The 18,248-nt window shown below is 67.2% G+C and carries 20 protein-coding genes; 6 read left to right on the top strand and 14 right to left on the bottom strand.

The genetic code is table 11. From position 1 onward, the window contains the following. Positions 1 to 34 precede the first annotated feature (34 nt). Positions 35 to 649 (top strand): TetR/AcrR family transcriptional regulator, encoded by a 615-nt coding sequence (locus BVC93_RS26065; protein ID WP_083739955.1) that lies wholly within the window; start codon positions 35 to 37, stop codon positions 647 to 649. On the opposite strand, the gene BVC93_RS26060 is transcribed toward BVC93_RS26065, so the two are convergent. Next, complete coding sequence (locus BVC93_RS26060; RefSeq protein WP_083739954.1) at positions 588 to 1,466, bottom strand: LysR family transcriptional regulator; 879 nt, start codon at positions 1,464 to 1,466, stop codon at positions 588 to 590. The genes BVC93_RS26065 and BVC93_RS26060 overlap by 62 nt on opposite strands. Before the next feature lie 94 nt (positions 1,467 to 1,560). On the opposite strand from BVC93_RS26060, the gene BVC93_RS26055 reads away from it, so the two are divergent. Beyond that, entirely contained in the window at positions 1,561 to 1,920 is a 360-nt protein-coding gene (locus BVC93_RS26055; RefSeq protein WP_083739953.1) for a YybH family protein, read from the top strand. On the opposite strand, the gene BVC93_RS26050 is transcribed toward BVC93_RS26055, so the two are convergent. Genes BVC93_RS26050 through BVC93_RS26000 form a run of 12 tightly spaced genes read right to left on the bottom strand, consistent with a single transcriptional unit; the run spans position 1,917 to position 13,550 of the window. Further along, a complete protein-coding gene (locus tag BVC93_RS26050; protein WP_083739952.1) occupies positions 1,917 to 2,948 on the bottom strand; it encodes an isopenicillin N synthase family dioxygenase in 1,032 nt (343 codons plus the stop codon). The two genes, BVC93_RS26055 and BVC93_RS26050, sit on opposite strands and share 4 nt — an antisense overlap. Further along, positions 2,945 to 3,559 (bottom strand): hypothetical protein, encoded by a 615-nt coding sequence (locus tag BVC93_RS26045; protein WP_236950124.1) that lies wholly within the window; start codon positions 3,557 to 3,559, stop codon positions 2,945 to 2,947. The genes BVC93_RS26050 and BVC93_RS26045 overlap by 4 nt, the downstream gene beginning before the upstream one ends. Beyond that, complete coding sequence (locus tag BVC93_RS26040) at positions 3,556 to 4,527, bottom strand: allantoicase (RefSeq protein WP_157517088.1); 972 nt, start codon at positions 4,525 to 4,527, stop codon at positions 3,556 to 3,558. The genes BVC93_RS26045 and BVC93_RS26040 overlap by 4 nt, the downstream gene beginning before the upstream one ends. A 49-nt stretch (positions 4,528 to 4,576) precedes the next feature. Further along, positions 4,577 to 5,329: an aspartate/glutamate racemase family protein gene (locus BVC93_RS26035; RefSeq protein ID WP_083739951.1), complete on the bottom strand. Its 753-nt coding sequence runs from the start codon at positions 5,327 to 5,329 to the stop codon at positions 4,577 to 4,579. Further along, positions 5,326 to 5,553, bottom strand: coding sequence for an amidohydrolase family protein (locus BVC93_RS34440; protein ID WP_250638133.1), 228 nt, complete (start codon positions 5,551 to 5,553; stop codon positions 5,326 to 5,328). The genes BVC93_RS26035 and BVC93_RS34440 overlap by 4 nt, the downstream gene beginning before the upstream one ends. Beyond that, positions 5,520 to 6,623, bottom strand: a complete 1,104-nt coding sequence (gene allB / locus BVC93_RS26030) for an allantoinase AllB (RefSeq protein WP_250638132.1) — start codon at positions 6,621 to 6,623, stop codon at positions 5,520 to 5,522. The genes BVC93_RS34440 and allB overlap by 34 nt, the downstream gene beginning before the upstream one ends. After that, positions 6,620 to 7,450, bottom strand: a complete 831-nt coding sequence (locus BVC93_RS26025; RefSeq protein WP_083741352.1) for an N-acyl homoserine lactonase family protein — start codon at positions 7,448 to 7,450, stop codon at positions 6,620 to 6,622. The genes allB and BVC93_RS26025 overlap by 4 nt, the downstream gene beginning before the upstream one ends. 14 nt (positions 7,451 to 7,464) lie before the next feature. After that, positions 7,465 to 9,051 (bottom strand): ABC transporter substrate-binding protein, encoded by a 1,587-nt coding sequence (locus BVC93_RS26020; protein WP_083739950.1) that lies wholly within the window; start codon positions 9,049 to 9,051, stop codon positions 7,465 to 7,467. Further along, on the bottom strand, positions 9,048 to 9,683 hold the full coding sequence (locus BVC93_RS26015; RefSeq protein ID WP_083741351.1) for a cysteine hydrolase family protein: 636 nt from the start codon (positions 9,681 to 9,683) through the stop codon (positions 9,048 to 9,050). Before BVC93_RS26015 ends, BVC93_RS26020 begins: the two co-directional genes overlap by 4 nt. A 10-nt stretch (positions 9,684 to 9,693) precedes the next feature. Further along, positions 9,694 to 10,701 carry an ABC transporter permease gene (locus BVC93_RS26010; RefSeq protein WP_083739949.1) on the bottom strand — a complete coding sequence of 336 codons (1,008 nt, stop codon included), beginning with the start codon at positions 10,699 to 10,701 and terminating at the stop codon, positions 9,694 to 9,696. Between the two features lie 2 nt (positions 10,702 to 10,703). Beyond that, on the bottom strand, positions 10,704 to 11,585 hold the full coding sequence (locus BVC93_RS26005; RefSeq protein ID WP_083739948.1) for an ABC transporter permease: 882 nt from the start codon (positions 11,583 to 11,585) through the stop codon (positions 10,704 to 10,706). Further along, positions 11,586 to 13,550 (bottom strand): dipeptide ABC transporter ATP-binding protein, encoded by a 1,965-nt coding sequence (locus BVC93_RS26000; RefSeq protein ID WP_083739947.1) that lies wholly within the window; start codon positions 13,548 to 13,550, stop codon positions 11,586 to 11,588. A 219-nt stretch (positions 13,551 to 13,769) separates the two neighbouring features. On the opposite strand from BVC93_RS26000, the gene BVC93_RS25995 reads away from it, so the two are divergent. The 3 genes from BVC93_RS25995 to BVC93_RS25985 all read left to right on the top strand — a co-directional run bounded on the left by BVC93_RS25995 (position 13,770) and on the right by BVC93_RS25985 (position 16,509). Then, positions 13,770 to 14,432, top strand: coding sequence for a TetR/AcrR family transcriptional regulator (locus BVC93_RS25995; protein ID WP_083741350.1), 663 nt, complete (start codon positions 13,770 to 13,772; stop codon positions 14,430 to 14,432). Positions 14,433 to 14,477: 45 nt separating this feature from the next. Beyond that, positions 14,478 to 15,944: a serine/threonine-protein kinase gene (locus BVC93_RS25990; protein WP_083741349.1), complete on the top strand. Its 1,467-nt coding sequence runs from the start codon at positions 14,478 to 14,480 to the stop codon at positions 15,942 to 15,944. A gap of 145 nt (positions 15,945 to 16,089) precedes the next feature. Next, the gene (locus BVC93_RS25985; protein ID WP_083739946.1) at positions 16,090 to 16,509 is read left to right on the top strand and encodes a PASTA domain-containing protein; all 420 of its coding nucleotides are present in this window, start codon (positions 16,090 to 16,092) and stop codon (positions 16,507 to 16,509) included. Here the strand turns inward: BVC93_RS25985 and BVC93_RS25980 are convergent, their stop codons facing one another. After that, complete coding sequence (locus BVC93_RS25980) at positions 16,510 to 17,367, bottom strand: SDR family NAD(P)-dependent oxidoreductase (RefSeq protein ID WP_157517086.1); 858 nt, start codon at positions 17,365 to 17,367, stop codon at positions 16,510 to 16,512. A gap of 23 nt (positions 17,368 to 17,390) precedes the next feature. On the opposite strand from BVC93_RS25980, the gene BVC93_RS25975 reads away from it, so the two are divergent. Then, complete coding sequence (locus tag BVC93_RS25975) at positions 17,391 to 18,170, top strand: LmeA family phospholipid-binding protein (protein WP_192860108.1); 780 nt, start codon at positions 17,391 to 17,393, stop codon at positions 18,168 to 18,170. Positions 18,171 to 18,248 lie beyond the last annotated feature (78 nt).

Genomic DNA, 18,248 nt, shown 5'->3' with positions numbered 1-18,248 from the left:
CCACTGAAACACTCGTTTCAGTTACGCTACCAAGGTGACATCGGAGGCCACAAGCCCATCCGCTCGGCAGGCCGAACTGCTGCAGCTCGCCTATCGGTACGTGCTGACACACGGCCTGGCCGAGTTGTCGCTGCGCCCACTGGCCGCCGCCATCGGGTCCAGCCCACGGGTACTGCTGTTCCTTTTCGGCAGCAAGGACGGCCTGATCAAAGCCCTACTGGCACAGGCCCGCGAAGACGAACTCGAACTGCTGCACCACCTCGATGCGGTGGATTCACTCAACGGAGCTGTCAACGAACTGTGGACGTGGCTGTCCTCCGACCACCACCGCCCCCTTCTCACACTGTGGGCCGAGGCCTACACCCGCTCACTGGTCGATCCAGAGGGGGTGTGGTCAGGTTTCGCACACAGCACGGTGGGTGACTGGCTTGCAGTTCTCGCGGCACACCAACCGGATCCGACGTCGGATGCCGCCGAAGCCGAACGCACCCTGGCCCTGGCGGTACTGCGGGGAGCACTCCTCGACCTGCTGGCCACCGGCGACCGTTTCCGCACCAGCGCCGCTGTGCGCCTGCACACCAGCTCAGTCAGCGCCCGAACGCCGCGGCCAACCGTGGCAGAAACGCCGCCACCGCCGGACTCGGCGTAGGACGCCAGACCACCGCCAGTACGGCAGGCACCGGATTGCCCCGCATCGGCACCACCGCCAACCGATCGGCGTGCTCCTGCGCCATCGACGCCGACAGCACACCGATCCCGACTCCGCGGGCGCACAAGTCGGCGATGCTGTCAGCCGCGCTGGCCTGCACTGCCACCGTCGGCATGAAACCGTGCTGTGCACATCCAGTTTCGAGAGTGGCCCGGACACCGGTCCCGTCGGGCATCGTCACCAGGGGCTGCCCCGCCAGCGCCGGGTAGTCCAAGGATCTACGACCAGACCATCGATGGCCACCGGGCACCAGCGCCGCCAGAGGCTCGCTCACGATTGTCATCGATTCCAACGCTTCCGGCGGCGCCCCCGCGGTCCCGACGATCGCCACGTCGAGATCACCTGCCTGCACCTCGGAAAGCATGGTCGCAGAATCGTTTTCCCGCATGGACAACCTCACATCCGGGTGGGCATCGCGAAACGCTTCCACGGCGACGAACAGTGGGGTGATGGTGCACCCGGTCACCATGCCGATGCTCAGGTTGCCGCGCAGCAGGCCGGCCACTGCATCCACGGCATCACGCACCGCCGTGGCTGCGGCCAAAGCGGCTCGCGCCGGCTCCAGCGCCGCCTTGCCGGCGGCGGTGAGGCGTGCCACCCGCGCGGACCGATCGAACAGCGGTTGGCCGATCTCGGCCTCCAGCGCCTTGATCTGTGCGCTGATCCCAGGCTGGCTGATGTGCACACGATCGGCGGCGCGGGTGAAGTTCGCCTCCTCGGCCACTGCCACGAAGTATTCGAGCTGCCGAAGTTCCATAACCATGGATTCTAGTTATCAGAAGAACAATCTGTTGGACTTCTGATTCAGCAACCACCAGCCTGGAAACAGACACTACGAGAAAGGACGCGCCATGCGACCGAAAGCCCATCGTCCCGAAGACATCACCCGGTTGTTCGTCGAGTTCTCCAATGCCGGCGACGCAGAAGGCGTCGCCGGCCTGTACGAAGACCACGCGGTACTGGCCTACCCACCCGGCAGCACCACCGTCGGCCGGTCCGCCATCCAGGAACTCTGGCGGAAGGTCCTGGACCAGGGCCCGCACTTCGAGCAGGAGGAGCCGTTGCCGACGCTGGTCATCGGCGATATCGCGTTGACCTCGACTCCGCCGCGCGACGGTGCGGGTGCCCGCGCCCAGGTGGTTCGACGTCAGGCCGACGGCAGCTGGTTGCGCATCCTGGACCAGCCGGAGTTCGTCCCCACAGGCGCTTAGCCCTGCGCCTGCAGCGCCTGCTGTCCGAAGGAATTCACCGCGAGGGAGCCTTCGGGCAGCGCCAGTTCACCACTGTCGATCCGCGCACGTAGGTAGGCGAACGTCTGTGCGGTCTGCGCGAACAGGTGCTCACCGGCCCGCAACGGCGCGCGAACCGGGGCGTCAGCAGTGACGAACTGCGGCAGAGGCCTGACCTCGGTGTCGTAGTCGACGTTGAAGAACAGCGGGAAGGAGTACCGCTCCTGCTTCACCTTGCGCACCCGGTGGCTGGTCGCCACAAAGGCACCGTTGGTCCACAGCTCGAGCATGTCTCCGATGTTGACCACATAGGTTCCCTCCACCGGCGGGACGTCGATCCACTCACCGGCGCCGTTGAGCACCTCCAGGCCTGGAGCGGTGGGCTTGAGCAACGTGAAGCACTCGTAGTCGCTGTGCGCGCCGATGCCCAGCGCGTCCTCGGCATCGGGGTTGTACGGGTAGTGCACCAACCGCAGCTGGCTCGGTGTCTTGGTGGCGTGCCGGGTGAACGTGTCCGGGTCCTCCCCCAGTGCAACAGCGAAGGCCCACAACAACTTCTGCCCCAGCTCCAGCACCGCGGTGTAGTAGGTGGTGACCGCGTCGGCGAACCCGGGCAGGTCCGGCCACGTGTTGGGGCCCAGCATCGGGTTGCCCGCCAGATAGTCGGGGTCGTCGGCGGGCAAATCCAGTGCGGTGTCAAAGGCCTCCTTCAGATCCGGCTTCTCGCCGCTGAGCCCTTCCTCACCCATGGGAACGTAGCCGCGGTGACAGCGTGACCGGCCGATGTAGGACCGCATCTTCTCCTCGAGGGGCAGCGCGAAGAACTCCTTGGTGGCCGCCAGCAAGGCATCAAAACACGCTGGGTCGATCGGAGCGCCACTGATGTAGAAGAACCCGACCTCCCGGGCAGCGCGGCCCAGTTGATCAGCCACAGCTTCCCGGTCGGAACGCTGATCCGAATACAACCCGCTGATGTCGATGATGGGCACCGAGGTGAAAGCGGCGGTCATAGGTTCACATCTCCTTCGCTGTCGACGACAGTCCATGTCTGCATTGATGATTCGGTCAGTTCGTTGCCGCGGACCCGTGGTAAGAGTTCCGCTCCCGTACGCGCGGGTTCGGATGAGTCGGTGATCTCCCAACGGTTGTCGGTGACTGTTCCCAGGGAGATCTCGACACCGGCCGGCGAGGACGAAGCCCAGCCGAACAATGCCCCGACCCGGATCAAGAGGCCCTGCGCATCGTTGGGACCTGCCAGAGTCAGCGCCCAGCAGGGTCCGGCCAGGGGCTCCCGCACCCAGTGTTCGACGTAGGCGGAATGCACGCCGGTCTCGACCAACACCTGTCCCTCCCAGTGCATCCGGCCCTCGTCGGGAAACTCCCCCTGTGGCTGGAGGCCGGCAAACCGCTCCCAGGTGAACACGTCGCCGCTCTGGTGCAACCAGCCCGCGAAACCGTCCTGGGCATCAGGGGCGGCGGGTACGGGTCTTCGCAGGTCGACAAAGGCGGTGATGCCCTGTAACCAGCGCACATCGGTGCTGACGTCCTCGGATCCGTCGACGTCGATCAGCAGGGTGCGCCGCCACAGACCGCAGCACTCCGACATCCGTACCGCGGTCACAGTCCCTCCGCCCAGCGCAGTTTCTGTGCGGCCAGACCGGCCACGCTGGGCCGACCCAGTGCTCGCACCCGAGCTATGCCGCCGTCCGGATAGGCCTGGATGCGCAGCGCGGTGATACCGCGGACATCCACCGGGAACCGCCGGCGCATGTCTGGCAGCAGCGCCACTCGGTCCAACACCAAGACGTCGAACGACACTGTCCACCAGGATGATCCATCCGCCGGTACGTCGCAGGAACCGAGCACACAAACTTGCCGGGAGGCGTTGAAGACAAACCAGGTGGTGTCGATCTCGATGCGGCACAAGTCGGTCTCTGCTGCCAGGGCGATGATCACCGCGTCATGGCTGTCGGGGCCGATGTCGCGGCGCCTGCGGGTTTCCCAGCCGTCACCCATGGTGGCCGGGCGGTCGGCAGCGATCAGAGACCGGGCATCGGAGTAGAACGTGTCACTCGACCACACCACGGTGCCGCCGTTCTCGATCCCGGACATCTCCACCGTGACGCCGTCCCAGTCCGCCGGGTCCACGATCACCTCGCCGTAGACCCGCAGCCGGGCCACTCCACCGTCGGATTCCAACTGCAACTTCACATGCGTGATGCGCCGCCGGTCGGACACCGCGAGGAGATTGCGGGAATCCGGTTTCAGCACCGTCGAACCCACCAACGGAATCCATGCCACCTCCGGGGAACAGGCGTCGGCGGACTGGTCCAAAACCGCGCCGAGCACGCGGCATCCGGTGGGGTGGTTGCCGGTGAAGAAGCGGGTGTCGACGTCGACGGCCACTACCCGGCCGGGCGCGCCGAGGCGTACGACGGCCCAGTCCCCCTGTGCACCTGCGTGGCGACGGGTTTCCCAGCCGTCGACGACTTCACCGCGCAGGTCATAGGTGCCGGGGACAAATGCGGGGTCCCCCGGCGACAACAGCAGTTCCTTGGCGCCGAAGGACTCGTCGCTGGCCGCGATCACGCTGCCCCGAGGGCACGGGCAGCCAGATCGACGGTGCGCGCGTAGTCGGTCACAGGCCCAGCCCCAGTGCGGCGGACACCGGCCAGTGGCTGCGCAGGTTCGGGGGCGCGGGCGCGTAAGCACCTACCTTGCTGGTGTGCAGGCCCAGTCCCACCACCGCCTGCGCCAGTGCCACCGCGGCGGCCACCCCGTCGATTGCGGGCACGCCCAGCCGCGCCGAGATCGCCGCTGTCACCCCGGCCATCCCCGCACAGCCGAGGCAGATCACGTCGGCGCCGTCGTCCTCGATGGCACGTTGCGCTTCGGCGACAATCGCGTCCACCGCACCGGACAGGTCGGCGTCCACCTCGGCGGTGCCGAGTCCACACGCGCGCACCGACGCGCAGTGGGCGGAGAGCCCGGCCAGCAACAGGCGGTCCTCGATGGCCGGGATGGAGCGGGCCAGTGTGGTGATCACCGAGTAGCGCCGTCCGACCAGATGGGCGATGTGCGCGGCAGATTCGGCGATGTCCAGCACCGGAACAGTCAGCAATTCCTGCAGTGCGTCCTTGCCGTGCTCGCCGAAACCGGCGAGGATCACCGCGTCGAAATCGAAGGTGCCCGCATCCAGCAGTCGGGCAGTCAGGTCCAGTGCGCCCACGGCCGACAGGTAGCTCTCGGCCGCCGAATCCACCGCCTCGGAGCCGAACAGGGGCGCCCGGGTGACGATCTCGGTACCCATGGCGGCTGCCGAGCGTGCGGCCGCATCGATCTCGCTCGTCATACCCGCCGAGATGTTGACGTTCAGTATCAGGATCTTCACGCCGGCACCGCGCTGTCCACCAGGTGGCCCGACACCCAGGTCTGGAGCACCGAACCGTCCAACTGCACACCGTGATACGGCGTCACCGGATGCCGGTGACGCAACTGTGCCGCATCAACACGGTCGGATGACGCCGGGTCGAACACCACCAGATCCGCCCTGGCTCCCACCACGATCCTCCCCCGGTCGGTCAGCCCGGCCAGCGCGGCCGGTTGTTCGGCCATCCACCGGCACACCTGCTCCAACCCAACACCCCGCGCCTTCGCCTGGGTCCAGACCGCCCGCAACCCGAGCTGCAATGAACTGATGCCCCGAAGGCAGATCCGAAGTCACCGGTCGCCTTCAGGTGCGCAGCGCACGGCGAGTGGTCCGATACCACCATGTCGAGCACTCCATCAGCCAGTGCCCGCCACAGCTGCTCGCGGTTGTCGGCACCACGGATCGGCGGGCAGGCCGCGAATTCGGTGGCGCCGTCGGGTATCTGCGATGCGTCGAACGTCAGGTAGTGCGGGCACGTCTCCGCGGTGACGGGCAGCCCGTCGGCCTTGGCCGCGGCCAGCAACGGCAATACATCGGCGCTGGAGACATGCACGATGTGGGCACGCGCGCCGGTGCGCCGCACCTCGTCGATCACCAGTTGCACCGCTTGCACCTCGGCCGAACCGGGCCGGCTGTCCAGGAACGATCGATAGGACGCGCCCCGCGCCGTGGATCTCCCGGACAGGATCTCGGCGTGCACCAACAGCACCGAACCCAGGGTGGCCACGGTCTCCATCGCCCGGCCCAGTTGGGCGACGTTCAACGGCGGAAACGCCGGATTGCCGGAGTCGGCCAGGAAGCACTTGAAGCCCAGGCAGCCCGCCGCCAGCAGATCGGCCGCCACATCGGGGGCATCCGCGTTCTGCGGCACCACTCCGCCCCAGAAGCCGACATTCACCCGGCAATGCCCCTGCGCCGCTGACTGTTTGACCAACAGCGCCGCCACCGAGGTGGTCACCGGATCGCTGTCCAGCGGCATGTCCACCACGGTGGTGACCCCACCCGCGGCCGCGGCGGCCGTGGCGGTCGCAAAGCCCTCCCAGTCGGTGCCGGGGTCGTTGACGTGCACATGGGTGTCCACCAGACCGGGCATCAGTACCGTCCCGGCCGGCAGGTGCACGTCGCGGGCAACGCGGCCACCCGGTTCGGGGTCCACCGCCACGATCACTCCCCCAGCCACCCCGACGGACGCCGGACGCAGCACACCGTCGACGACGGCGCGTTCGGCGTGCAGTACGACGTCCAAGGGTGTCATCCGAACCGCTGGTGAAAGTGCTGTGTCATTTCCGGCCACACGTGCGGGTCATGACCGGGAATCAGCGGGTAATCCTTCTTCGCGGCAAGGGCTTTGAGCCGGCGGATCGGCTCCACCGTCTCCTCCGGCTCGACGCCAACGTATCCGCCGATGGCCAGCTCGTGTTCGATGTTCTCGGTGAGATCGGCGGCATCGAACGCGAACACGTAGCCCGCGGGTCCGCCGTCTGCCACCGATTCGTCGAGTTCCACCACGAAGCTCTGGTGCCCTGGAGTGTGGCCGTAGGTGGGCACCGCCGTGATCCCCGGTGCCACCTCGGCTTCCCCGTCTGCCAACTGCCAGTCGATGCGCGGGTCGTCGAAGTCGATCCGGAAGATCGCGTGCTTTTCCACCTCAGGGTCATTGGACAATCCGAATTCGAGTTCACGTCGCTGCAGGTGAACGGGTATCCGACCGGAGAACAGCTTCAGCCCGCCGGCATGGTCCACGTGCAGATGCGACAGTCCCACCACGTGGATGTCGTCGATGTCGACCCCGATCGCGGCCAGGCCCTCCTCGATGGGTTCACCGGGGCCGGGCAGCAGCGGTTGGTATTCGACCGACGGGAAGAACCGCTTGCGCAGGTAGGGATCCCGGATCAGTGCGGTGTTGAACCCGGTATCCAGCAGCACCCAGCCACCGTCGGTCTGTAGCAGTACGCCGGGCACCGGTTCCCGCATTCGGATGTCGTGCGGGGCACCGTGCACCGACACCGATTTGGGCAGATCCTCCCATCCCAGTGTCAGCAGCACGATGCGCCGCACCTTGCTTTTCCGCACGAGGCCCACCGACGGACGCTGACTCACTCGGCGCTCAACGTCGCAATGCGCAGGGTGTTGGGGTTGGTCACCACGTGTGATTCCTCCACACCCTTGAGCCAGGGCTGCGCCACCATGAAGTCGTCGACATCGGCGACGTTCATCCAGCAGCCGGTCTTGGTGGCTTCCAGCGCAGCGGTCGAGAACGGCTCCGGCGCACCCGAGACCAGACCCTGCGCCAGCGCTTCGGTGATGGGCGGCGCCGAGCAGCCCAGATAGTTCAGCCCGCCGTCCGGATCCCACGAGATGTGTCCCCAGGTGTACGGCGATGGCGCATCCGGCCAGGCCAGTGCGGTGAACACGTCCGGCGCCGACTGGCCGTCCGTCCCGATCCACCCGTAGATCTCCGAGGTGGGGTAGCTCTGCACGGTCGCGGTCAGGCCCGCTGCGGCAAGCTGGGTCTGGATCAGGTTGCTGATCAGCTGGTTGTCCGGGTTGGACGAGTCGTAGCCGATCACCACCGTCTTCTGATCAGCGGGCAGCCCCGCGGCGATCTCGGACAACTTGGACGGGTCGTGGGTGATCTCCTGCTTGGCGAACTCCGGCGCCATCATGTTGGGCGGGTACACCTGCTCGGCCACCTTGCCCCGGCCGAAGTAGGTCTGCTCCACCAGTGCGTCGGCGTCGATGGCCTGCAGCAGCGCGGTGCGGTTGGCCTGATCGGTGAGCATGCCCTTCTGCGCATTGAGGTACAGGTAGTTCGACATCATGGTGGGCAGTGAGTAGTTCGTGTACTTGGGGTCGTTGATGTACTCCTGCACCGCCGAGGACGGCAGGTCGTGCAGAATCGCAGCGAGCTGGCCGTTGTTGAACTGCAACTGCTGGGCCGACACATCGGTGATCACCGGGATCTCCACGGATTCGAAATACGGCTTCTCGCCCCAGTAGTCGGGGTAGGCGGCCATGGCGTAACGCGAGCCCACTTCGGCCGCGGTCAACGTGTAGGGGCCGGTGCCGAGGTCGTTGGTGGTCAGGTAGCTCTGGGCGAAGTCGTCACCACCGTGTTCGGCCAGCCCGGTGGGGCTCAGCATCCGGGGCCCGTAGGGGCAGGCGATGTAGTCGAGGAACGCGGCGTTGGGCGCTTTCAGCGTGACCGTGACGTCGTAGTCGCCTTGGGCGGTGACGGATTCGATGTCGGCCACCATGTACGACGGGCCCTGCGCCACCGCCAGCCTGCGGTCGAAGGACGCCTTGACCGCCGCGGAGGTGAACGGCGTGCCGTCGTGGAACGTGACGCCCTCGCGCAGTTTGAAGGTGAAGACGCGGTGGTCCGGGGACTCGGTCCACTCGGTGGCCAGCAACGGCTCGATCTCCGGGGTCGCCGTGCCCGCCTTGTACTGCAGCAGACCCTCGTAGAGGTTGGTGGTCAGCAGCAGCCCCTGACCGGCGTAGAAGATATCCGGGTCAGGTGGTTGCCCCGGGTCCTGCAGAAACGACAGGTGCAGCACCTTGTCGGTGGGCGCAGCGGCGGGTTCGCCTGACCCGGAATCGGATCCGCCGCACCCGGCGAGGGTGAGCACCACAGCGGCACCTGCGGCCAGTGCCGCGAGAACACGGGGACGGTTGATCATGAAGCGGCTCCTTCGAGAACGGTGAGGTTGGCGAATGCGTCGAGGAACTCGGCGGAGCTGCGAACGGCTCCGGTCTGCAGGTACTCCATGGCGTCCAGCGAGGCGTCGTGACGCTTCTGCGACGATCCGCCCACACAGTCGGAGACCACGCGGACGTAGTAGTCGCGTTGGTGGGCGTCAGCGAAGGTGTAGTGCACACAGACGTCGGTCAGCCCGCCGATCAGGATCAGCGTGTCGGCTTTGAGACCGCGCAGCACGATATCGAATTCGGTTCCGATGAAACCGGAGTAACGGCGCTTGACGAGATGGAACTCCGGCCTGCTGCCGTCGAGGATGGGCCGCAGGCTGGGTTCGAGATCCGTGCCGGGTTGTCCTTCCACGCAGTGCACACCCTCGGTGCCGTCGAGTTCACGCCCGAAATCCACGCCGCTGGGGCGGTGCACCTCCTGGAAGAACACCACCGGCAGGTCGGCCGCGCGGGCAGCAGCCAGCAAGCGCTGTGCCACCTCGACCCGCTCGGCATGGCCGGGCATCACCGGGATGCCCGCCTCGTCGGCGGTCATCGCTCCGCCCTCCTGGATGTCGACGACAACCAGAACCGGATTGCCCACAATCAGTGGCTGTTTCGGCATCATCCCTCCTTCAGATACTTCCGTTACCGGCGATACGGGGATCCGCGGCGGCCTGCAGCAGATCGACGGCGGTGTTGATGAAGACATAGAGGGCTCCGAGCATCAGCGTCACACCCGCGATCGCGGGGAAGTCGGCCACAGGGATGCTCTGCGCGATGTACTGTCCGATCCCGGGCCACCCGAACACCTGCTCCACCACAAGAACTCCGGAGAACATCAGGCCTATCTGCAGGCCGGTCATCGACAGTGCCGCGCCCACCGAGTTCCGCAGGATGTGTCGGGCCATGATGCGGCTTTCCGAGAGTCCCTTGGCCCGAGCGGTTCTGGCGTAGTCACTGTCGATATCGGACAGCAGGCTGGAGCGCAGCACCCGACCGATGGCCACCGCGGGGCCGATCGCGATGACGAAGGCGGGAAGCAAAAGATGGTGCAGCGCGTCGATCACCACGTCGAACCGGAAACTGAGCAGGCCGTCGACGGTCAACAGCCCCGTCGGCCCGGTCGGTGGATTCGCAACGCTCAGCCGCCCGTTGGCAGGCACCCAGCCGAGCTGCTGGTAGAAGACGATCAGCCCGAGGATGCCCAGCAGGAACATCGGCGCCGACGCCCCGGTGAACAGCACGGCCCGCAGCACTGACGAGCCACGCCATTTCAGCGTGGTCGAGAAGGCAAGCAGCACAGCCAGCAGCAATGCCACCGCGATGCCGCAGAGGGCGAGTTCCAACGTGGCGGGCAGGAAGTCCCCCAGATCGGAGGCGACGGGGTGCCTGGTCCGGTACGACGTGCCCAGATCGCCCTGGGCGGCGGAGGTCAGATAATTCCAGAACTGTGTGAGCAGGGGTTCGTTGAGACCCAGGGCTTCCCGGCGGGCGGCCACCGCGTCGGCCGAGGCCTGCGCGCCAAGCTGGGCCTTGACCGGGTCCAGTGGTGAGATGTTCTGCAGGATGAACATCACGCCCGCCAGCGCGATCAGGATGGCGATCATGGCCACCACCCGCGTTGCCACGAAGGATTTCATCACTACACCGTCTTCATCAGGTTTCGCAGGCTGTCGCCGGCGATGTTGCCGATCAGTGCCAGTACCAGGACGCCAAGGCCCGGCATCACCGGAATCCACCACTGCTGCAGGAAGTAACTCAGGTTGCGGGCGGCGTCGGCACCGAGTTCCGGTGCGGGAGCGGACTGTCCGAGCCCCAGAAAGGACAGTGCGGCCAGCGTCAGGATCAGTGTGCCGATGTCGAGGCTGGCGGCCACCAGCGCGTTGGGCACCGCGCCGGGCATCAAGTGGCGAAACGCCAACCGGAACGGACCGACACCGGCCAGCCGAGCCGCTTCCACATGCGGACGCGCTGCCAGCCGGGCCACCTCACCGCGGACCAGCCTCGCGTAGAACGGCCACCACACGATCGACACCGCGATCAGGGTGTGCACAAAACCGGGACCCAGTGCGGCCACCACGGCGATGGCGAGCACCGGGGCCGGCAGCGACAGGAACGCGTCGGTGATCCGCATCAGGAGGGTGTCGATCCAGCCACCAGCCGTGCCGGCGATCAGTCCGACCAGCCCGCCGATCGCCAACCCGATGGCGACCACCACGAGTGCGGCGAACCAGCTGGAGCGCACGCCGTAGAGCACGCGGGACAGGATGTCGCGGCCGATGTTGTCGGTGCCGAGCAGGAAGTCAGCCGACCCCGGAGGCTGCAGCGGCATACCGGCGGGCACCAGCGGGTCGTACGGCGAGATCAGCGGGACCGCGAGCGCCACCAGAGTCACGAGGAACAGCAGAGAGAAGCCGGCCCAGTTGGCCAGCATCGCACGGGAAGTCGGCATCACCAGCGCGCGCCGCGGCTTGCCGGTGGCCACCGCGGGTGCGGGCAGGGTGGCGTCGGTGATGACGGCCATTCAGCTTGCCTTTCTCTCGATGCATGCCAGCTGGTGGGTTCCGCCCGGCCGCCCCTCGAGGCGGACGTCCAGCGCGCTATCGCTGCAGGCGTCGATCGCGATGGGGCAGCGGGGGTGGAAGGCGCAGCCGTCCGGGGGTGACAGCGGACTGGCGGGTTCACCTGCCAGCAGCCGGGTTTCGCGGCCCAGGTCGGGGATGGAGTCCACCAGAGCCTGCGTGTAAGGGTGGGTGGGCCGGGCGATGACCTCGTCCACGGGTCCGATCTCGACGATGCGCCCGAGGTACATGACGGCCACCCGGTCGGCGACCACCCGGGCCACCGACAGGTCGTGGGTGACGAACACCACCGACATGTCCAGGTCACGGCGCAAGTCGCCGATGAGGTTCAGCACCGAGGCTGCCAGCGAGACGTCCAGCGCGCTGGTGGGCTCGTCGCACAGCAGCACCGACGGCGGTACCACGGTCGCCCTGGCCAGCGAAACACGTTGGCGCTGTCCGCCGGACAACTGTGCCGAGCGGGACTTCGCGACATCCTGCGGCAGGCCCACCCGCTCCAGCACCTGCGCCACCGCGTCGGCGCGCTCACGCCGGGACATCCCGGTGCGCTTGAGCCGTTCGGCGATCAGCTCGCCGACAGACAGCCACGGCGTCAGCGAGGCGCCTGCGTCCTGGAACACCATCTGGGGTCCGGTCTCACCGGTCAGGGTGACAGCGCCTGTGGTGGGGATGTCCAGCCCGGCGATCAGCCGCAGCAGTGTCGACTTGCCTGAGCCGCTCTCCCCCACCAGCGCCACGGCCTCACCTTGGGCCACTTCCAGCGAGACTCCGCGCAGCGCATGCAGTTTCCCGTGTCGTTTGACCGAGAACACCTTGGTGGCGTCGCGCACCGACACCGCGGCCGCCCCACCGGCGTGGGGCGGGGCCTCGGGGAAGCTCTCGGCGGTGGTGGTGGCGGTATCGCCGAGGCCGGTCTGCACCTGCTCTCCGGACAGGATGCAGGCGCTGACCCGTCCAGGTGCCACGTCAACGGGATCCGGTGGCGTGCTCGTACATTCGGGAGTCGACAACACACAGCGGGGTTCGAAGGCGCAGCCGGGCAGCGGTGTCACCGCACTCGGGACGGCGCCGGCCAACGCTGCCAGCCGGTGTTCGCGGGAGGTCTGCAGGGTCAGGCGCGATCGCAGCAGGCCGTGGGTGTACGGGTGCACCGGGTGCGCCAGGACGTCGGCGGCGGGACCGATCTCGGCGATCCGCCCGGCATAGAGCACCGCGATGCGGTCCGAGATTTGCGCGGCCACACCGAGGTCGTGGGTGATCAGCACGATGCTGCAGCCGATCTCGTCACGCAGTCGACGCAGCAGCCGCAGCACCTGCGCCTGCACGGTGACGTCCAAAGCGGTGGTGGGTTCGTCGGCGATGATCAGTTCGGGATCGCCGGCGATGGCGATGGCGATCATCACTCGCTGCCGCAGACCGCCGGAGAGTTCGTGCGGGTAGGCCCGCATCCGTCGGGCCGGGTCCGGGATACCCACCGCCGTGAGCAGTCGCAGTGCTTCTTCGTCGGAACCCGCCGCCTCGGCGACCTGCTTGCCGATGCGCATGGTCGGGTTCAGCGACGTCATGGGGTCCTGGAAGATGGCGCCGAGGTCCAGGCGTCGCACCGCACGCAGTTGCTTGGCCTCGCCGTGCACCATGTCGGAGCCGGCCACCCGAACCGAGCCGTCGATGCGGGCGGTGGCGGGCAGCAACCCCAGCATGCTGAAGCCGAGAACACTTTTGCCCGAGCCGGATTCACCGACCAGGCCGATGATCTCGCCGGCCTGTATCTGCAGTGACACCCCGCGCAGGGCATGCACGTCCTTGCCTGCGCGCCGGAACGTCACCCGCAGGTCGTCGACGTCGGCGACCAATTCCGGGGTGGTTCCGGGAGCCGTGGCACGAATCTCGGAGGTGGCACTGGCCATCCATCAACTCCCGCTGGTTCGGTGTTCCAGGCGCGGGTGGCACAACTCTGAGCCGGCGAGCCTGTCGGTTGACAGTTTTCACAGTGTGGTGACGCGGTTGGTGTCGCCGGCGTAACCAATCGGTGAGCGCAGGTAACTGCTTCGGTCGCGCGTGTTTCTGTCGTGTGACAGATAACTGGGAGGCTCCACTTGAGGGTGCCGCTGAGCCACGATGAACCGGTGACCACCACGCGAGGCAGACCCAGGCTCAGCTCGCGGCGCCGCCCCGGTGTCAGCGCCCGCGACGAGATTCTGGACGCCGCAGCCGAGTTGTTCACCACTCGCGGGTACGCCAACACATCCACCCGCACCATCGCCGAAGCCGTCGGCGTCCGGCAGGCCTCGCTGTACCACTACTTCAAGACCAAGGACGACATCCTCTCCGCGCTGCTGCATCAGACGGTCACGCCGTCACTGCGCTTCGCCGAGCAGCTGACCGAACGACAACCGGCACTCACGCCCGCCCAGCAGTTGCATGCGCTGGCGGTTTTCGACGGCACCCAGCTACTGACCGGCCGGTGGAACCTGGGCGCCCTCTATCTGCTGCCGGAACTGCGCGAGGCCCGGTTGGCGTCCTTCTGGTCCGATCGCGAACGGCTGCGACTGCACTATCTGCAGTTCAGCCGAGCCGCCACTGCCGTCGACGACGACACCGCCGACCTGCCGTTCCGGCTGGTCGAGGCACTGGTGAACATCCGCGCCGCGGACGCAGGTGAGCGCACCGAACCCGGGTCTCTGCTCGTCGACCGCGTGGCCGACGCCTGCCTACGGGTCCTCGGCGTACCCGACGAGTCGATCACCACCGTCCGGGAGCACACCGCCAGGCTGCTTGTCGCGCACTGACCGTCGTCCCGGAAGACACGTCGATTCACCTGTACCATGCGCGACATGCCGTTGGCCGACGGTGCCACCTTCGCTGGCTACACGATCATCCGCCTGCTCGGTGCAGGAGGGATGGGCGAGGTGTACCTCGCCCAGCACCCGCGTCTCCCCCGGGAGGACGCGCTCAAGGTGCTGCCCCCGTCGGTGAGCACCGACCGCGAGTTCCGAGAGCGGTTCGAACGCGAAGCCGACCTGGCTGCCGGACTGTGGCACCCCCACATCGTCGGTGTGCACGACAGAGGCGAATTCGAGGGCCAGCTGTGGATCTCGATGGACTACGTCGACGGCACCGACGCGGGCGTGCTGTTGCGCCGCCAACCCGGCGGGCTGGCTCCGGAGCACGTGGTGGCGATCGTCTCCGCAGTGGCCGATGCCCTCGACTACGCCCACGACCGACAGTTGCTTCACCGTGACGTGAAGCCGGCCAACATCCTCATCACCTCACCGGATTCGGGAAATCGGCGAATCATGCTGGCGGACTTCGGTATTGCCCGACGCGCCGATGAGGCCAGCGGCCTTACCGCCACCAATATGACAGTGGGCACGGTGTCCTACGCGGCGCCCGAACAGCTGATGGGTAATCCCCTGGACGGCAGAGCCGATCAGTACGCGCTGGCCGCGACGGCGTTTCACCTGCTGACCGGCGCCCCTCCGTTCCAGCACACCAACCCGGCCGTCGTCATCAGCCAGCATCTGACCGCCCGCCCGCCGAGCGTATCCGAGCGCAAACCCGAGCTGGCACACCTGGATTCCGCACTGGGCAAGGCGCTGGCGAAGGATCCCGCCGACCGGTACGCCCGCTGCCTGGATTTCGCACGTGCGCTGGCTCACCAGGTGGGGGTATCCGCACCGGTGCCTGCCGTCAGTGGCGGGCCGGGCTCCACCGAGGAAACCCGGCTGGCCACCGCGGCACAGGAGCAACCGTCCGCGCGCGGCTGGGCCAGGCCCGCGGTTCTGGTTCCGGTGGTGCTGGCATTGCTGTTGGTGGTCGCGGTGGCGTTCGCGGTGGGCGAGTTCACCGCCGACAAGGAGACCGGAGTCGACGCGCGCACCACCACGGCACCGCTACCACCACCTCCGCCGGTGACCACCGACACCGATGTGGTGACCGAGACGGAAACCGAGACCGCCACCGCGACCACCACGACAGCAACCACAACGACAGCAACCACCAGCACGGCGAACACGACCCCGGCGGCCGCTGCCACCGCCGCGGTGGGGGCCGAGTGCTCGGAGGCGGGCGCCACCGGCGTCACCGCGGACGGGGCCACGGTGTACTGCGCCAACCTGCAGTACACCGACCGCTACCTGTGGTCGACGAGTCCGGGCCAGATCGCCAACCCGGTGCTGAGCACCTCACCCACCACCCCGGTTCCCTTCGAGACCGAATCACCGGTGCGGATCTGCATGGAGCAGACCGGGCACAGCAGGCTGCGCTGCGCCGAGGACATTCTGCGCGGAAATGGCGGCTGAACTGCAGTTGTGACTGGTGTGGAAACGTTTGACGACGTTGCGGCGATAAGCCCGGCGTCGTGGTTGGAGTTTCTCCGCATCAGCGACTGCGATAGGTTCACACCGCAGCCACACCGAAGAAGAGGTCGTCTTGAAGAAGCTTGATGTGAAGAAGCTCGCTCTTTTCGTCGGCGGCACCAGTGCCGCATTCACGATGGTCGTGATGGGCACGGGCCAGGCCAATGCCGAGGTGCCCGATGTCACCGGTGAGCCGTACGGCCGTGCAGTCGCCATCTTGAAGAACCTCGGATACAAGGCCGTCTTCGGCGGCGCCATCGGCAACGATCTTCCACAGTCGCAGTGTGCGGTCATCGAACAGCAGCCCTCGGGCCGTTCCGTGCGGCTTCGCCTGAACTGCGATCTGGCCCCGGGCCAGGAGCAGCCGCAGGCCCCCAATACCCACTCGCTGGTTCCGCCCGGGGGCTCCATCCAGACCGGTACCAGCGGCGCTCCCACTCCCGTCGATCCCAGCCGCCCCACCCCGGGCGCAGGCACCGTCACCGTCACTCCGCGCCCGGTGGGCTGATCAGCCGGTAACCATCGCATGGAGTTCGTCGAGGCTCCACGGCGGTGAGGAGGCGTGATCGCGATAACCCAGCAGCACCGGGCGCGGCCTGTCGAAACGACCGACGAAGTTCCCGGCACCGATCAGGATCTGACCGGTCACGTCGCGGGCCAGGTCACTGACCAGGTAGCCGTACAGCGCTGCCACGTAGTCCGGCGGCGCGGGGTCCAGCGCTCCGTGCATGGACACCTCGTCGAGCAGACCGCGACGGTGCAGAGCGCGGATCTGATCCTCGTAGTCCGCCCCGGTGGACAACCGTGTCCTGGCACCCGGGCACACCACGTTTGCCCGCACCCCGTGTTCTTTGAGTTCGGCCGCGATGGCCATGGTGAACCCGTTCACCGCCCCTTTTCCCGCCGGATATCCCGTACCGCCGTAGTCACCCAAGTAGGCGAACGAGCTGGTGTTGACGATCGCGCCGGAGGACTGCCCCACCATGTGCGGCGCGGCGGCGCGGCAGGTGTGAAATGCGGTCCCGATGTGGCTGGCCATCAGCTCGTCGAACTGGGCCCCGGTGACGGTCAGAATGGACGAGTCGGTCGGTTCGGCGATGCCGGCGCAGTTGACCAGTATGTCGATCTGCCCGAAATGCTTCAGGCAGAGACCGATCAGGCCTTCCGCGGTGGCCTCGTCGGTGGGCGAACCGGAGAATCCCACGGCTCCGTCCATGGCGTCGACGGCTGCGGCCACCGCGTCGGCATCCCGGCCGTTGACCACCACCCCGGCACCGAGACGTGTCAGCAGCTTTGCGACGGCCAAGCCGACGCCGCGGCTGCCTCCGACCACCACAGCGCCCCGGCCAACTAGAACGTGTTCCATACCGTTCAACATAGAGTGGGGCCATGACGGAGCCCACTCGGCGCACAGAAAGCCCGATCCGTCGCTGGGACCCGTTCCGGCCGCTGGACATGGTCTCGGCGTTGTGGTCGACGGCGGTGGCGGTGCCGCCGGTGTCCGCGGGAGCCGCCGCGGCCTACCGCACCGTGTTCATCACCTTGCGTCGTCTGGTGGTGGGCCGCCGGGTCACCGTGCACGCCGGCAGCGGTCCCATCACCATGAGGGTATCCGAGGTGGAATCCAGCCTCGATGTCCGACGGCTGCCGGTCGGCCAACTGGACGACGTGCGGGTTTCTGCCACCGATATCGATTGGCAGACAACTCATTTCGACCATGCGACGGCGGTTCTGCACAATGTCCACGTCCGGCCCGGCACTCCCCCGACAGTAATGGCCGCGCCCGTGCACCTGACCCTCGACGTCCCCACCGAGGCGCTCGACGACCTGTTGCCGAGGGTGGTGCCGCGATTTGCGGGAACCATCGGTGACGACGGGGTGGCCCGTGTCCGGTTCGCCCGTCGTCCGGGGTTGGGACACGTCGAAGTGGATGCCGAACTGGACGGTTCGGCGTTGCTGTTGACGGCCCGGTCGGTCACCGTGGGACACCGACGCTGGCTGTTGCCCGCCCGGACCCCCGCCTACCGCGTCAAACTACCCGAGTTGCCGCACGGACTGCAGCTCACCGATGTGCGTTTTGAACCCGGGTTGCTGCGGCTGTCGGGCATCGTGGCGCAGTGGCGGACGGAATTCACCCGCCGCCATCTGGAGCACCTGCTGGAGTTCTGACCGACGTCGATGTGAGGATCGCACATCGACCGCGCAGAAGTGCACATTGTCGCCACAGTGTGGCGTTCGTATCCTTGG

Origin of the sequence: Mycobacterium sp. MS1601 (assembly GCF_001984215.1) — a bacterium.
Taxonomy (GTDB): domain Bacteria; phylum Actinomycetota; class Actinomycetes; order Mycobacteriales; family Mycobacteriaceae; genus Mycobacterium.
The sequence above is the reverse complement of the archived record's forward strand: the minus strand, read 5'-3'. Positions and strand labels throughout refer to the sequence as shown.

Excerpts from the sequence above, each read along its gene's own strand:
- BVC93_RS26005 (WP_083739948.1), bottom strand. The coding sequence starts at position 11,585 with ATGGCCGTCATCACCGACGCCACCCTGCCCGCACCCGCGGTGGCCACC.
- BVC93_RS26060 (WP_083739954.1), bottom strand. The coding sequence starts at position 1,466 with ATGGAACTTCGGCAGCTCGAATACTTCGTGGCAGTGGCCGAGGAGGCG.
- BVC93_RS25980 (WP_157517086.1), bottom strand. The coding sequence starts at position 17,367 with ATGGAACACGTTCTAGTTGGCCGGGGCGCTGTGGTGGTCGGAGGCAGC.
- BVC93_RS34440 (WP_250638133.1), bottom strand. The coding sequence starts at position 5,553 with ATGGCCGAACAACCGGCCGCGCTGGCCGGGCTGACCGACCGGGGGAGG.
- allB (WP_250638132.1), bottom strand. The coding sequence starts at position 6,623 with ATGACACCCTTGGACGTCGTACTGCACGCCGAACGCGCCGTCGTCGAC.
- BVC93_RS26015 (WP_083741351.1), bottom strand. The coding sequence starts at position 9,683 with ATGCCGAAACAGCCACTGATTGTGGGCAATCCGGTTCTGGTTGTCGTC.
- BVC93_RS25990 (WP_083741349.1), top strand. The coding sequence starts at position 14,478 with ATGCCGTTGGCCGACGGTGCCACCTTCGCTGGCTACACGATCATCCGC.
- BVC93_RS26020 (WP_083739950.1), bottom strand. The coding sequence starts at position 9,051 with ATGATCAACCGTCCCCGTGTTCTCGCGGCACTGGCCGCAGGTGCCGCT.
- BVC93_RS26050 (WP_083739952.1), bottom strand. The coding sequence starts at position 2,948 with ATGACCGCCGCTTTCACCTCGGTGCCCATCATCGACATCAGCGGGTTG.
- BVC93_RS26000 (WP_083739947.1), bottom strand. The coding sequence starts at position 13,550 with ATGGCCAGTGCCACCTCCGAGATTCGTGCCACGGCTCCCGGAACCACC.
- BVC93_RS25975 (WP_192860108.1), top strand. The coding sequence starts at position 17,391 with ATGACGGAGCCCACTCGGCGCACAGAAAGCCCGATCCGTCGCTGGGAC.
- BVC93_RS26010 (WP_083739949.1), bottom strand. The coding sequence starts at position 10,701 with ATGAAATCCTTCGTGGCAACGCGGGTGGTGGCCATGATCGCCATCCTG.
- BVC93_RS26055 (WP_083739953.1), top strand. The coding sequence starts at position 1,561 with ATGCGACCGAAAGCCCATCGTCCCGAAGACATCACCCGGTTGTTCGTC.